The sequence below is a fragment of the Paenibacillus sp. ClWae2A genome (assembly GCF_032452295.1).
Lineage (GTDB): Bacteria > Bacillota > Bacilli > Paenibacillales > Paenibacillaceae > Paenibacillus.
Window position 1 is genome coordinate 45043 of the sequence record NZ_JAULSQ010000013.1, and the last position, 15023, is coordinate 60065.

Here is a 15023-nt window from a genome sequence, read left to right on the forward strand (position 1 = left end):
TGATTTGTCATATTTAGAACTATACAGTACTAGTAAGTTGAAAACAAGTTTTTCTGTTAACAAAAGATCCTCTTTCGCTCAAGCTACTCCTTACTTGTCCACATTTAGATTAGTATACACACAGGATATCCACATATAGTATTAACTCTGTGTTAAATACGTCATGGGATCGTTAACCTGCTTTCCGGTTATCCACATTTCAGGGGTATTAATAACTTTGAACTTTTCAGAGCGCTATTGGCTGCTCGGAAAAACAAAAACAGGCCAACCAGAATAAGATTTCTGGCTAACCTGTTTCGATTGACTTATTTACCTACTAGATAAACTTTTCTATCAGAAAATTTCTGAACAGTTTTTGGTAACCTGTGGATACCGTCCATGATCCGAATTATTTTTTCAGACTATCCCAGTTCTGCTGCAATGCGTCGAGCAATCCGGCTTTATCCGATTTGCCTGCAACGTAAGCTTGAATCGTGCTGCCATATTCTTGTGGAACCCCTTCAGGGAAACGGTTGAAGTTCCAGCTGAGTGTTTTGTTTTCCTGGCTATACTTCATGATCTCTGTGGCGAGGTCACCCAGATCCTCTTCGGATGCCGTGATGGAACTGAACGCCGGGATGAATTTGAATTCTTTCGTCATGTATTGTTTCCCTATATCCGAAGTTACGAGCCACTCCAAAAACTCTTTGGCTTCCGTTTTCACTTGGGAGTTCTTGTTTACAACCCAATAGTTCGGCACACCGACAAACAATTTGTCATTGGGTTCATTGTTAATTGGCATTGGCAGTATACCCAGATTCAGATCCGGATCGATTCCATCGATCTGTACTTGAGTCCAGTTCCCTTGTTGCATCATCGCCGCTTCTCCACTCGCAAACAACGTAACTTGAGTATTGTAGTCGGTTGTCAGCGGGTTTTTATTGCTATATTTCAGCGTTAAATCGAGCAAGTTAATCCAGTCGTTGAACACCTGATTGCCAGGGATTTTCTCCGTGCTTTCGTTCAAACCCTGGATGAATTTCACCGGATCTGCCTGATTCGCAAATGCCACGTTTACGTTATGATTGCCCAGCACCCACCACTCCTGATAACCGTTCGAGAATGGCGTAATGCCTGCGGCTTGAAGTTTCTGTGCAGCTTGATCCAATTGTTCCAGTGTCGTTGGAATTTCGGTAATACCAGCTTTTTGGAAGAGGTCTTTGTTATAAATGAAACCATAACCCTCCAGCGCGAGCGGCTGTCCGTAGAGTTTGCCGTCTTTGGTCATTGGCTCTTTGGCTACTTCGAGCGCATCCTTGGCCCATGATTCTCCAGACAGATCTTCCAGATATTCAAGCCATGTATCCAGTTCACGATAACCACCTACGTTGAAAATGTCCGGTTGTTCGCCAGCAGCAAACTTGGCTTTTAATGCAGCACCGTAGTCACTGCCGCCACCTACAGTCTGAATGTCCAGTTTGACGCCTGGATGGGAGGATTCATATTCCGCTTTGAGACGATTGAGCGCTTCCGCAATTTCGACTTTGAATTGGAAGATTTTAATAGTTTTATCTCCAGCAGCAGCCTCGCCACCACCTTGAGTATCCGTGTTGACCGGACTGCCACTCTTGTCCCCATTGCCACAACCCGCAAGCATTACCGAAAAAGCAATCAGCATAAGCAACGTCAACTTTGTCATTCTTTTCATACATACACTCTCCCTATAGTAGTTTCAGTATAACAGTTCCACTAATGAATATTTACACTGGCACTCTGATGACAGAATAACCTTCCGATCGCTGTTATCCCCAGATTTTTTTGATCCATTATTAATGGGAAAAATCCCGGGATAGCGTATGCTTCCGAAGTAGCTTTCTTCAAGAAAGCTTTTAGGCGAACGCTTCGCTTCTTCAAGTTATTTCTGCCCTCTCCGTTATCGTTGTAAATGTTTAGTTGAACTCGACTAGCCTTTATCAAGAGAAGGAGCCCAATCTATCTGGGCCTCCTTCTCCCCTTTGCACACCTCCATGCGAGGTGGGAGCAGAGGGATCAGGATGCGATGTAGGAGCGGAGCGTTCGCCTTTGATACTCGGTGGCTTCCTTGTCCCAATACATTCAGGCCACCGAGGAGCAACAGCGACCGAAAGCGCAACTTAATCCCGCAAGCGACCCTTCCCACGCACTCACCCTTTAACTGATCCAGCCGTAATCCCCTGAATGATATACTTCTGCATCAACAGGAAGAAGATAATGATCGGCATAATGCCAAGCACAAGTGCTGGCAAGGCCAGATCCCATTGCTTCGTATATTGACCGAAGAGTGCAAAGGTCGCAATTGGGATCGTACGCAGGTTGGAGCTTTGCAGGATCAGCGATGGGAGCAGATAATCATTCCAGATCCAGAGTGTGTTCAAAATAATGACGGTTACATACATCGGTTTCATCAGTGGAAATACGATCCGGAAAAACACCCCGTAGGCAGAGCTTCCATCAACCCGGGCCGCTTCCTCAATCTCCAGCGGGACGGATTTCACGAATCCGTGAAACAGGAAGACAGACATCGGTGCCCCGAAACCGAGATAACAGATGATGAGTCCGCCAAGGCTATCGATCAGTCCCAGATTACTGGTTACAGTAACGAGTGGAATCATGATAGACTGGAACGGAATCACCATGGCGGCAATGAACATGCCGAACAAAATCCGGTTGAACCGGGTATCGCTGCGGACCATTCGGTACGCGGCCATGGAACTGATCAGCACAAGCAACAGATTGCTGACTACCGTAACGATAAGCGAGTTCATCAGCGCAGACGGGAAGTTAATTTTCTCCCAGGCGTTCGCATAGTTGCCCCACTGAAATACTTCCGGCCATGCAGCCGAATTGGTGAGCAGGTCACCAAATGTTTTGACCGAATTCACAAACAGGAAGTAAAAAGGAACCAGGAATAAAAGTCCAATGAGCACCATGACAATCTCGGTTAAAATGGTACTGAAGCGGTAATTTTTCGTCGTCTCCATTAGGCTTCTACCTCCTTGCTCTTCGTCAGACGTACCTGAATCATGGTGATGATGGCAACGATTACGAAGAACACGAGTGCTTTGGCGGTTCCGATGCCATATCTGTTATTCACAAAGGCTTCATTGTAAATATTCAGTGCAACCGACTCTGTTGATCCGAATGGTCCACCTTTGGTTAGCGACAGATTGAGATCGAACATTTTGAACGACCAGGAGATCGCCAGGAACAGACAGATCGTTACACCCGGCATAATGAGCGGAAGAATGATGCTCCGCAGTACCTGCCAGCGACTTGCGCCATCAATCTCGGCGGCTTCCAGCAGATCAGGGGATACATTTGTCAGAGATGAGATGTAGATGACCATCAGATATCCTGCGGTCTGCCATACAAATACAATCACGATTCCCCAGAAGGCAGTCGGTTCGTCTCCCAGCCAAGGAAGGTTGAAGAAGGACCAGCCGGTCACATCGCCTACTGCTGAAAACCCTTTCACAAATATGAACTGCCAGATAAAGCCGAGCAACAACCCACCGATCACGTTAGGCATAAAAAAGATCGTACGCAGAATGTTTCTCGTCTTAAGCGGTTTGGTCAGGAAATACGCCAGGAAAAAGCCAATCACATTGGTTAGTACTACACCAACCACGGTGAAGCGCACCGTAAACCAAAACGCCGTTTGGAACTTGGGATCATTCGCAAAAACATGCACGAAGTTATCGAATCCTACCCAATTAATGTTCTCGGATACCCCGTTCCAATCCGTGAAGGAATACACCATGCCAAGCAGGAAAGGGACCACGATGATGAGAATAAAAAACACGATGGAGGGACCCACGAACACAAGCTGCTGTAACAGCTGTGAAGATTTGCGATGCTTCATATCGTTCTCCCCTTCTATAGATGGATGAAATTGGTCTCTTTTTCTATTAAACTCCAATATCGCCGAGGGAAACACCGACCCTCGTGAACAGTTGGGGGTAAAATATTGTCCTCTCTTAACCTGCAACCAGAAGGGGTGTTCCGATGTCCAAATACTATAGTATACGCACCAAATTGATTGCCTTTATGCTCATTGCTACCACCCTTCCGCTGCTCGCCTCAATCAGCATGACGTTTATCCAGACCAAGACAGCCTTGCGGGAACAGGCTGTTGAAGAGAACAAACGCCTGATCTACCAAGCGTCCACGAATCTCAATAACTATGTGGATAACGTGGCCAGAGCGTCGCTCGCTGTGTATAACGACCCGAACTTCCTGCGTAACCTGGCGAAGATTCCTGGTGATTATCGTGCGGTTGCCGAGGTGTACACCACTTTGCAGACAATCCGCGCTGCTGTGCCAGATGTATTCCAGCTGTATTTGCACTCTTTTGCCGCTGATCAATCCACTTTAATTACGAATCCCTTTCCGAAGCGGGAGGAACGCAAACAGGCATATTCGGACTCTCTTCATGGAAAAATGGGTGGTGACAACTCGGATATCTGGGTGGAATCGGCCCATATGAGTCACACGTACGGATTCAAGGCTGCCTCCCCTGATGATCCTGCAAGAACGGTCATCACCCTGCATCGGGTGATCAAGGATATTCCATCCACCGAGCGTCTGGGTGTACTCGCCATTGATCTGAACATGAATACCATTGCAGCAATCTGTGGCAGGCTGTATGATCCGGCTAAGGAACAGATCTATGTTGTGGATGGTCAGAACCAGATCATTTACCAGGGCCGTTCCGAGGTCAACCATACGGATGCACTGCGAGAGGAAACAGCCAGTGAACTGAATATCGCACGAACTAGCGCTGGTACAGCCCAGAATGTCGCAGGACATTTTGAACAGGATCGATCCATGTATGTTTACCAGCAGCTTGGCAGCACGTACGCTGACTGGACCATCGTCAAACAGATCCCGAATGAGACGTTATATGCCAGAGCGACCACACTTACGTGGAATAACGCGATGATTGCCATTGCGGCACTTGTATTGGTCATTGTTGCAACCTTGTTCATCTCCATCCGAATCACGGGTCCGCTCAAGCAACTCATGCGGTATATGAACCAGATTCAAGCCGGGCGTCTGCATGTGGATATCCATCTATCCAGCCGAGATGAATTCGGGGTGCTCGCTCGTCATTTCCGAGATATGATGGATACGGTAAATAATCTTATTTTGCGGGAATATCGACTCGAAATCGCCAATAAGACGAATCAACTCAAAGCATTGCAAGCGCAGATTCATCCGCATTTTCTATATAACACACTGCAATCGATCGGTACACTTGCCCTTCAACAGCAAGGACAACGGGCATATACACTACTCTCTAGCCTGTCCAAAATGCTGCGCTACAGCATGCGGGATCAGACCTGCGTGACCTTACGCGAAGAGGCGGAGCATGCCCGGTTATATCTGGAACTTCAGCAGGAGCGGTTCGGTGACCGCCTTGAGGTGGATTTGGATTTTGCCGAAGATACCTTATCTGTCGAAATGCCAAGAATGACGTTACAACCTTTAATTGAGAACTATTTCAAACATGGGGCAGATATTCAGCCTGGCAAAGGTCACATATCCCTATCCAGCCGCCGGATCGATGATCATTGGATTGAAATAGAACTGATTAATAACGGACCCTCCATACCTGATGATAAATTACTGGAGATTCGGGGATGGCTGCACCAAAATCACACATCAACCGGGTTAGCCACGCAAGAATCCGACGAGTCCGAGTCCATCGGTCTACGAAATGTGATACGCAGACTTCAATTGAACTCACATCCCGGTCACTCTGCCAGACTTGAGATCAGCAATCGGGAACCCAATGGTGTGAAGATCAGGGTTAAACTATACGCGGGAGAGTGAACAACATGAAGGCACTGCTTGTAGATGATGAAAAACATGTCCGCGATGCCATAAGGTTGCTTGGTCATTGGGAAGATTTTGGTATTGATACATTACTTGAAGCAGCAGACGGGGATGAAGCCATCGCCGCCATCACGGAACATCAACCTCAAATCATTCTTAGTGACATGCGTATGCCGGGTAAGGACGGTATGGCATTGCTTGAATGGATATCGGCTCATGCCCCGCACAGCAAGGTGCTGGTTATCAGCGGATATGATGATTTTGAACTTGTGAGGCATGCAATCAGGCATGGTGGCATGGACTACCTCCTGAAACCTGTGGAAGCAGATGAGCTGAGTGCATCTCTATTAAAGGCCGTTACAGCTTGGGAAGAGGAAGACGCCATTCGGATACAATCCACCCGGCAATCCATTGTCGTTAATCGAATGCGCCCCCACTACCAGGATCGTCTGCTCACTGAACTTGCCGTCGGAAGAGGTAGCAGTTCATCACACATGCAGCGATTGCAGGATGAGTTAAATCTCCCCTCTCTAATCCCTGTCTGTAGTGTCGCTGTCACCAGCCTGTCCCATCTGGATGCAGATTGTCTGGCAAAATATCGCAGTCAACCGGACCTGCTTGTGTTCTCGGTACTTAATATCTGTGCCGAGATGTTATCCACACCAGACGAAGGCGTAATGTTTCGTCAGTTGGATCAGCCCGATGAGATTGTTCTGCTGCATTGGGGTCCATCCACTTCATTGGAACATATTCTGGACAAGGTTGATCAGGGATTGGAGCAGACGATTCAGCGCCGGCTTCATTTTGGCATCTCCACTTGTGAGTCCTACCCTGGCGGAATCTCAGCAGCCTATCTGGAAGCAAGTTCAAGATTGTGGAGACGTAACGCTGTGCAAATTAAACAGCGAATCCATGCTTCAGTGGAATCATCAAATGGGAAGAAAATCAGGCGTTTAACCGCCCATGAAGAACCCCTGCGTATGGCAGCTATGAGCTGCCGGGCTTCCAGTGTATCTGCTGCGGTTGCCGAGTGGCTTGACCCGATTACTGATCTTGAGGTTGTCAGTGCTGAGCAGATCCAGCAATGGATCGATGAGCTGGAATGGATGCTGAGCCGCTGGCTTGATGATACGGCAGGTTCGTCATTCACAGAGGAAGAAGTGACAGAGGAACAGTCTATTCCCTTTGCCGAGTTACCTTTGGACGCTGAAGGACTGTTATCCTTCCCCCTGCTTCGTTCATCGTTGGAACAACGACTGCTTGCGGCCGGAAAGGCGCTCACCACTCATCACCACGCCAATCCTGATCCCATGAGTGAGATTGCACGTTATATGGACGCCCATTATCAGGAAGACCTTTCCTTACAGCAGATTGCCGCGCGTTTCTACCTGAGCCGGGAGTATATCTCACGCAAATTCAAACAGAAATTTGGTCTGAACTGGTCGGAATATCTGGCGAAACTGCGGATCAACAACGCCAAGCTGTTACTGCAAAATCCTTCTCTGCGAGTCGCTAAAATCTCGGAGATGGTTGGATTTCAGGATGAAAAGTATTTCAGTAAAGTGTTCAAAAAAATGGAGGGCATCACGCCAGCAGAATATCGTAAAACATTATTGGAGGCTAGTACGTGACGAGTACCTGATCCGAATTAAAAAGAGTACTCCCGGCATGGGCCATCGGAAGTACTCTTTTTATTTTACTTTTACAGAAAATAGCATAGATCATGACGACTTGTTGGCTCTTTCTTTTCTCAGATAGAATACGATCCGAAAGATTGCAGCTACAGCTATACCCAAGTAGAGATAATAAATGTTATTTCCTGTTGTATGAGCCGCTATAGGAAAAAAGACAACGATGAACGGAACCAGTGCAATATCCAGGTAGAACATGATCTTCCGATAAGTAAGAACTCTCATCTCCCCCTTTTATTTACCAAAAATGGTTTTATTAATTATATTAGATCATAACATAGATACGCCTTAATACGCTCACCGATCCCGCAAAATCACCGCAGGTACAAGTCGAATGTAGATTAGCTCCCCAGCAAGCTCCACTATCGTCTGTGTAACGATGACTGCCGCAGCTATAGTTGCCCATTCTGGTGGGAGTGCTAGTGCTAGCGGCAGAACAACCAGCGAATTCCGTGTGGCTGAACTGAAAATTAACGCCCGCCCTGCACCTGGATTCAATCGAAATCCATTAGCAATGATCCGAGATAACCAGGGCATAATGATCAGAAAAGCAACGTAGATCGGGATCACGTTCACGATGATCGCCATATCATTGTAAACTTTGCCAATCTGGGAAGCGACAACCACGATCAGCGCGAGTGCCATCATCGGAACTGGCAGCCAGGCCGTCGCATTCATGACCCGCTCCCCGCTCGCTTTACCTCTGGAGAGAACTTGTGTAACAACAGCAAGCAGCAGTGGAATAACGATCAGGAACAAAAAAGCCTCCACAAACGGCCCTACCTGCATGACCTGCGCCACCCCAGCCCCCATCAATAGCCATAAATAAAACGGCAACAGGATCATTTGTATAACAAATAAAAGGGGTGTTGCGGCCAGCATCAGCTTCTCATTGCCCCTGCCGAGCTGTGTGAACACAATGACGTAATCAATACAGGGTGTTAACAGTACTAGATAGACTCCGATCAGAACGCCTGGTGATTGTGGAAAGACAAGTGTAAGCAACCATACAACTATAGGTACAACGATAAAATTAGCCACTAGTAACGCGCCCATAAATCGAAGATTCGACCAGGACTCTTTTAACTGTAAAAAGGGAATCTGTACAAACATGCTATATAACAGAACGGCAAGTATCGGAGACACGGTGTAGTGTAAAAGATTCCCCCATACCGGATTACTCAGCCCTATCGCTGCTCCTAAGAATAGTGCAACTACATAGAACCAGGTTTGCTGTTTCTCCATTGTTTCTCTTGTGAGCATTCTCTTCCCCCTCTTCTAGTGGGACATCGTGGGCATGGACATATTTCTGCTTCGTTTCGCGTACATTGGGACAGAGTACCGTTCCAACGTAGTAGCAGAGCACAAGGATCTGAAAGATCCAACTTGTGAATTTTTTGCGGCTGTTATTAGAATGTGCAAGAACTGGGTATATTCATTGTAGACTGACCCGTGGTTCATTCATTCGTTAAACCAAGGAGGAAACACAATGTCACGTAACAATCCGTACAAGTGGTTAAACGCCATTGGTTTTATCGCTGTAATTATCGTGAACTACCTCTCCAACGCTCTGCCAATCGGAGGCAAGACCAATAAAGAAGTATCGGATATGTATCCTGTGCTACTCACACCTTCTGGCTATGCCTTCTCTATATGGGGTTTGATCTACTTGCTGCTGGCAGGATTTGTGATCTATCAGTTCGTGCCCGCTTCTTGGAAAAGGGATTCGATTACCCGTCTCGGGTATTGGTTCTTGGCAAGCTGCGCTTTCAACGTAGCCTGGATTTTTGCTTTTCAAAACTTGCAGACCGGTCTCGCTTTACTGATTATTGTACTGCTTCTGTTGTGCCTGATCATGCTGTATGTAAAAACACGTACCATTACGGTTCCAACCACTGCTGAGATCTGGCTTGTGAAGCTACCATTCAGCATCTATCTCGGATGGATTAGCGTGGCAACGATTGTCAATGCAGCTGTACTGTTATATAAAATTGGCTGGGATGGTTTTGGTATCAGCGAACCAACCTGGACGATCATCATGCTGATTGTGGGTATGCTGTTGGCTGTACTCGTTAGCTTCCGTTATCGGGACAGTGTATATCCGCTGGTCTTCACATGGGCGTACATCGCCATTGCACTTAAACAAAAGGATGTCACTTCCGTATATTATACGGCAATCATCATTGCGATCGTACTGGCCATCTACGCGGTATGGTTGTTCTTCGCCCGTAATCAGGATCGCGATTGAGCGACCCACCTTCAATAATAATGCAAAAACGTAACGCAAACAGCCGATTCTGGTCTTCGACCTGAAATCGGCTGTTTATGTATACCGCAGCGATTGAAGCTTGTCCTATTTCAGGGCAATAACTTCAATCTCCACCAGTGCATCTTTTGGCAAACGAGCAACTTCCACTGCACTGCGTGCAGGATACGGCTGTTCGAAGAATGTGCTATACACTTCATTCACAGGAACAAAGTCATTCATGTCCTTCAGGAACACTGTCGTTTTTACGATTTTATCCATACTTGTGCCTGCTGCTTCAAGAATAGCCTTCACATTGCTCAAGGACAGACGTGTCTGCTCCTGTACATCTGCACCGAATTCTCCCGTTTGAGGATTCAGGCCAAGCTGTCCGGAAGTGTAGATGAAATCGCCTGCATCAACGGCTTGACTGTATGGACCAATGGCGCCTGGCGCCTGATCAGTAGAGATTGGTTTTTTCATGGACGAGTTCTCCTTCATGTTCGTTATCCTGCTGCCGCAAGGAGTCAGGGTTCGAACTCATTTTTGTTGCCTATTATACCACGATCTACCTCAAGCGAGAAACGTTCCTCACAGCCATATGAAGTAAACAGCACGTTCAAAGGTTTCTTAGCCGCCGTCCACACCAAGGACATGAATGACTTCATTCGAATACACATGGTTTCCCTTGGCTTGCACCAGCGCAATATTTGTCATGGCCTGTGCAATGGTTGCAGCGTGGACTGCCCGGTATTTGTCCGCTTTGCCTTTCATCCAGCGATCCAGAAACTTCATGGCATGGGCAGCCATCTGCTCACCGAACCGCTTCTCGTTTCGATCTCCCAGAATTAAGGATGGGCGGAAGATATGCAATGACGGAAAACCGATATCGGACAATGCGTCCTCCATTTCCCCTTTGGTCCGACTGTAAAAGACCCGGGAACCTGCACTCGCCCCCATGGAGGAGATCACCAGCATCTGTAATACACCATGTTGCTTCGCAATCGTAGCTGCTCGAACCGGGTAATGATAATCCACCTGACGGAAATTGTCCTGACTGCCTGCTTTTTTAATCGTGGTACCCAAACAACAGTACAGGTCATCGATTCCATCGAATAAATGGCCCTGGCTCTCCAGCTGTTCCCAGTCCACTACATGCTGTTCCAGTTTGGGATGTTGCAGCTCAAGCGGACGTCTAACCAGAACGCGAACCAGGCTGTATTCCGAGTGCTCCACCAGATGATGAACCAGTAATTCGCCTACAAGCCCCGTGGCTCCAATCACCATGGCTTTCCGTTCGAGACGATTCAAATACATCCCTCCACTTCGCCATCTTTTTTTGAAGTCATACCAGATATATATGATCGACCTAATCATTTACACGATAACGGAGAGGACAGAAATAACCTGAAGAAGCGAAGCGTTCGCCTTTATCCCCGGATTTTCCCTTTTCTAAAAGGAATCAAAAAAATCTGGGGATAACAGCGATCGGAAGGTTGTTCTGTCATCGAAGTGCCAGTGTAAATATTCATTAGTTGAAATTATATCATTTCTATTTTAACAGTACACGACGTCCAAGGGTAAATGTTAGAATCAGCATTACGACACCAACCCCCACCTGAAATCCATAGGCTGAGATCCAGGCCAGCGCATCGGACCAAGTCTCCATCTTTTCATACAACCAGCCACCCAACAGCGGCCCAAGAAATGAAGTTACTCCCGTCAGAGCCGAATACACGGCGACAAACATCGGTCTTTCACTTTTGGGTGTGTCTCCGATGGTAAAGTTAAACGCCAGCTGATTGAATCCACCTACACCAATCCCAAGGAAGATATGCGATAGAAATAGTGCGATCAGTACGGGCATGAACGACATTAACCCCCACGACAGACAGGAGAGTGCAATGACTGGCAATGTCCAGAATAGGAGGGTTTTGTTGCTGAATCTGGCATTCAGATTGCCCCAGACATAGAAACCGGCCATCATAACCAGCGTCTGGACTACCGTGATCAGGGATACGGTCTGATAATTAATATTCAATAGATCCAACATAACATAGGAATAGAGCGGAACAATCAAGGTCTGGATCAATAACCAGACAGCCAGGAACAGCGTTGCTTTCAGGAAAGAACGATCCTGGAACGGCTTGATGAACATCCGCCAGAAAACCTTTTCGGTAGAACGTTCAAATGGTACATCCGGGTAGAAGAAATAGATGACTGTATTGGCAATGGCACAGATCCAAACCGGAATAAACAGGATCAGAAATCCCATTTCTCCAGGGTAACGGTCCAAAACAATACCGCCTGCGAATAAGCATACGCTTCCAAGAGCATTCAGAATCGTATTTCGAATTCCAAAATAACGCCCTCTCACCTTCGCAGGTACGATGTCGCCAATCAGTGAAGTCCAGATCATGCCGCCAATGGTATTTGATATAAAAGCAACCGTATACACGCCAATATATACGCTTACCCACCACTCTTTGGGAAATATAAACGGAATCAGTCCCGTCGCACTCCACAAGATACGATGTGTACCCACAAATAATAGCAGCATGCGTTTTCGGCTACGAATACGCTGCATCCAGTAAGCTGCTCCGATCTGGGCAATGTTTACGAACGTCGTAATCGCGAGCACAAAGCCGATATGTCTCGACCCGGCCCCAAGGTACAGCAGAAATCCGGTTAAAAACGGGCCTCCCAGCAATGTCTGTAAAATAATTGCCGGTACACCCTCCCATGTTGCTATCGATAAATTAGTGCGTTGTGTCGAACCCTTGCGCCGTGGTTTGCTTGCTGACGGGGGAGGGTTAACGTTGACCGTCTTCTGTATGGGGATACACTCCTTAGACCGGGTCTCAAAAGCCGGTCGTTGCTAGTTGTCATCCCAAATTCTACTCACGGCGCGAAGGTTGTCAACTCATTTTTTCACGGTCCAACGGAAGATAGAGATGGAAGGTGCTTCCTTTACCTTCAGTGCTCTCAAGTTCAATTGATCCCCCCAGTAATCTCGCTAAATCCCGACTGATCGACAGGCCAAGTCCGGTACCGCCAAATTTTCGACTAATCGACCCGTCAGCCTGCTGAAATGCTTCAAATATGGAATGATGCTTGTCCTCAGCAATGCCAATGCCTGTGTCCTGAACGGAGAAAACGAGCCAGCGATTCTGAATACCTGCATTCTTAATCTGCTTGGTGCTTACGGTCAACGTGACCTTCCCCCGGGGAGTGAACTTGATGGCATTGGACATCAGATTCCGCAAAATCTGTTGTACCCGCTGGGGATCAGACCAGAGCGTGTCGGGCAGTCCCGGTTTCTTACCCATTTGCAACTGAATGCCTTTTTTCTCGGCAACCAGTTGAAAGTGATTCATGGCATCTTCTGTAAGTTGTGCCACACTGATGTCCTCCAGTACAATATCCAGCCGACCTGCTTCCACTTTGGACAGATCCAGAATATCGTTAATGAGCGTGAGTAGTTCCTGCCCGGAGTGGTCGATCATGGTGGCGAAACGTACAATATCCTCCTGATCCATCGTGTCAGCGTTCTCACTGATCATCTGGGCAAAGTTAATGACACTGTTCAGTGGTGTACGCAGCTCATGTGACATATTCGCAAGAAATTCGGATTTGTACTGTGAGGCAATCATCAATTGTTTCGCTCGATCCTCCAGTACAATCTGGGCTTTCTGTAACTCTTCCTTTTGCACAGACAATAGCCGGTTCGTACTCTGGATCAGCAAAATTCGATTCTGTTCATTCTGGAAATCACGTAAAATAAATGCAAAAATAAGACTCAGAAAAATGCCTGTAGGGAGTGTGTACGGCATAATATGTGAAAAGAAATATGTAGCTGGGATAACACCAACGATAGCGATGTTTATACTATTGACCACATTGACGATAACTGTAACAAGTATGCCTTTAATAATCAGCCTGTAGTTACTGCGTCTCATCCATATATTCAGACCTGCACATATCACGCCCAGAATAGACATGTTAAGCACTGCCGCCAATGTAGCATCCGTGATGCCAAAAGTCAGCCTCGACAGCCCAATTCCAATACCCACGATGATTACGCTATAGGGTTGTCTATACGTTAGAACGGCAACAATTAAAGGAACATATCGAAGATCAAAGACCACTTCATCGGTGAGTTGAAACCCAAAAACGGTGCTGATCCAACCTGCAAATATAAGGACAAGCACTGAACTGATCTGCTTCACTCGGGAAGAGGTACGTATTACGACATATTTATAGAACACACTAGCAAGATATGCAATGGTAATAAGCATCCCCATATTCAATACGAACATTTTTGAAAATTGCATTCACTCACTCCTGTTGTACTGACTTTACTGGCCAAAGTACCTTCGTCCGTATGTGTCTCTATCATATCATGCCCATTGAAGCTTCGACATTCCTTCTTCGTCAAAAAAATACACAAAAATACACAAATCAGGATTCAATTTGTGCGCTGAACGTAGTAAAATATATTGTTGTTTAAATTTGAATTAGTTATTTGCTGGGTCATGTTCCTCTGGAGCATGAATGAAAGGAGAAAGATGTTGTGCAATTGTTAAAAAGCAAATCCTATTGGCTGTCATTGAGTTTGATGCTGTCTTTGGCCGTCATGGGGCTCTTCTATGATATTCTTAATAGTCCAGAACGCGGGTTCGTAGTACTTGATTCGCCGCTCGACCGGATCATTCCCTACGTGCCTGCCATGTCCATTCCATATTTGGGCTGGTACCCGTTTGTATTCGGTGTGCTCGCTTACCTGTGTGCCAAGGATCGTCTGACGTATTATCGCGTCTTGTTATCCATGAATATCTGTGTCTGGATATGTTATCTCATCTACTTCAACTTTCAGACCATGGTACCGCGCCCGGAACTGACGGGTACAGGCCTGGGAGCATCTGTTCTCGGATGGCTGTATAGCCAGGACCGTCCTTATAATTGTTTTCCAAGTATTCATTCTCTTCACTCTTATCTGGTTATGCGTGCCGTTCTCTCGGTTCCAAGCATCCGCAAACCCATCAAGATTTTGGTGGCCGCTGGAGCAGCAACCATTATTGTATCCACGCTAATGATCAAACAACATGTGGTCTATGACGCCTTGGGTGCAGTCATACTTGGCGAATGCGTTCTCACCATCATAACAGGCCTCGCTCTACACCGAAGACGCAGAAAAGAATCGAAGTGGACAGAGGGGATCAACTGATCCC

General features: G+C 46.8%; 13 protein-coding genes. 4 read left to right on the forward strand and 9 right to left on the reverse strand.

The genetic code is table 11. The annotated features are described in order from the left end of the window. Positions 1-388: 388 nt before the first annotated feature. The 3 genes from QVE09_RS26085 to QVE09_RS26095 form a co-directional block, all read right to left on the reverse strand. Entirely contained in the window at positions 389-1687 is a 1299-nt protein-coding gene (locus tag QVE09_RS26085) for an ABC transporter substrate-binding protein (RefSeq protein WP_315939157.1), read from the reverse strand. 475 nt (positions 1688-2162) lie between these two features. Then, positions 2163-2999 (reverse strand): carbohydrate ABC transporter permease, encoded by an 837-nt coding sequence (locus QVE09_RS26090; RefSeq protein WP_315939158.1) that lies wholly within the window; start codon positions 2997-2999, stop codon positions 2163-2165. Next, entirely contained in the window at positions 2999-3880 is an 882-nt protein-coding gene (locus tag QVE09_RS26095; RefSeq protein ID WP_036607341.1) for a carbohydrate ABC transporter permease, read from the reverse strand. The genes QVE09_RS26090 and QVE09_RS26095 overlap by 1 nt, the downstream gene beginning before the upstream one ends. A 143-nt stretch (positions 3881-4023) precedes the next feature. Here QVE09_RS26095 and QVE09_RS26100 point away from each other — a divergent pair, with 143 nt between their 5' ends. Further along, entirely contained in the window at positions 4024-5853 is a 1830-nt protein-coding gene (locus QVE09_RS26100; RefSeq protein ID WP_315939159.1) for a cache domain-containing sensor histidine kinase, read from the forward strand. A gap of 5 nt (positions 5854-5858) precedes the next feature. Then, entirely contained in the window at positions 5859-7487 is a 1629-nt protein-coding gene (locus QVE09_RS26105) for a response regulator (RefSeq protein ID WP_315939160.1), read from the forward strand. Positions 7488-7577: 90 nt separating this feature from the next. Here the strand turns inward: QVE09_RS26105 and QVE09_RS26110 are convergent, their stop codons facing one another. After that, positions 7578-7772, reverse strand: a complete 195-nt coding sequence (locus QVE09_RS26110; RefSeq protein ID WP_315939161.1) for a hypothetical protein — start codon at positions 7770-7772, stop codon at positions 7578-7580. A 72-nt stretch (positions 7773-7844) separates the two neighbouring features. After that, positions 7845-8810: an arsenic resistance protein gene (locus QVE09_RS26115; RefSeq protein WP_315939162.1), complete on the reverse strand. Its 966-nt coding sequence runs from the start codon at positions 8808-8810 to the stop codon at positions 7845-7847. A gap of 226 nt (positions 8811-9036) precedes the next feature. On the opposite strand from QVE09_RS26115, the gene QVE09_RS26120 reads away from it, so the two are divergent. Further along, complete coding sequence (locus QVE09_RS26120; protein WP_315939163.1) at positions 9037-9795, forward strand: tryptophan-rich sensory protein; 759 nt, start codon at positions 9037-9039, stop codon at positions 9793-9795. A 105-nt stretch (positions 9796-9900) separates the two neighbouring features. Here QVE09_RS26120 and QVE09_RS26125 read toward each other — a convergent pair whose 3' ends face one another. From QVE09_RS26125 to QVE09_RS26140, 4 genes are all read right to left on the reverse strand, one after another. Next, the gene (locus tag QVE09_RS26125) at positions 9901-10275 is read right to left on the reverse strand and encodes a RidA family protein (protein WP_017690870.1); all 375 of its coding nucleotides are present in this window, start codon (positions 10273-10275) and stop codon (positions 9901-9903) included. 147 nt (positions 10276-10422) lie between these two features. Beyond that, positions 10423-11103: an NAD(P)H-binding protein gene (locus tag QVE09_RS26130; RefSeq protein ID WP_315939164.1), complete on the reverse strand. Its 681-nt coding sequence runs from the start codon at positions 11101-11103 to the stop codon at positions 10423-10425. Positions 11104-11344: 241 nt separating this feature from the next. Next, on the reverse strand, positions 11345-12502 hold the full coding sequence (locus QVE09_RS26135) for an MFS transporter (protein WP_197997917.1): 1158 nt from the start codon (positions 12500-12502) through the stop codon (positions 11345-11347). 208 nt (positions 12503-12710) lie between these two features. Then, positions 12711-14126, reverse strand: coding sequence for a sensor histidine kinase (locus QVE09_RS26140; protein ID WP_315939165.1), 1416 nt, complete (start codon positions 14124-14126; stop codon positions 12711-12713). A 239-nt stretch (positions 14127-14365) separates the two neighbouring features. Here QVE09_RS26140 and QVE09_RS26145 point away from each other — a divergent pair, with 239 nt between their 5' ends. After that, positions 14366-15019, forward strand: coding sequence for a phosphatase PAP2 family protein (locus QVE09_RS26145; RefSeq protein ID WP_315939166.1), 654 nt, complete (start codon positions 14366-14368; stop codon positions 15017-15019). Positions 15020-15023 lie beyond the last annotated feature (4 nt).

Coding starts and splice junctions, on each gene's coding strand:
- QVE09_RS26110 (WP_315939161.1), bottom strand. CDS start 7,772: ATGAGAGTTCTTACTTATCGGAAGATCATGTTCTACCTGGATATTGCA.
- QVE09_RS26100 (WP_315939159.1), top strand. CDS start 4,024: ATGTCCAAATACTATAGTATACGCACCAAATTGATTGCCTTTATGCTC.
- QVE09_RS26115 (WP_315939162.1), bottom strand. CDS start 8,810: ATGCTCACAAGAGAAACAATGGAGAAACAGCAAACCTGGTTCTATGTA.
- QVE09_RS26140 (WP_315939165.1), bottom strand. CDS start 14,126: ATGCAATTTTCAAAAATGTTCGTATTGAATATGGGGATGCTTATTACC.
- QVE09_RS26105 (WP_315939160.1), top strand. CDS start 5,859: ATGAAGGCACTGCTTGTAGATGATGAAAAACATGTCCGCGATGCCATA.
- QVE09_RS26085 (WP_315939157.1), bottom strand. CDS start 1,687: ATGAAAAGAATGACAAAGTTGACGTTGCTTATGCTGATTGCTTTTTCG.
- QVE09_RS26090 (WP_315939158.1), bottom strand. CDS start 2,999: ATGGAGACGACGAAAAATTACCGCTTCAGTACCATTTTAACCGAGATT.
- QVE09_RS26125 (WP_017690870.1), bottom strand. CDS start 10,275: ATGAAAAAACCAATCTCTACTGATCAGGCGCCAGGCGCCATTGGTCCA.
- QVE09_RS26120 (WP_315939163.1), top strand. CDS start 9,037: ATGTCACGTAACAATCCGTACAAGTGGTTAAACGCCATTGGTTTTATC.
- QVE09_RS26095 (WP_036607341.1), bottom strand. CDS start 3,880: ATGAAGCATCGCAAATCTTCACAGCTGTTACAGCAGCTTGTGTTCGTG.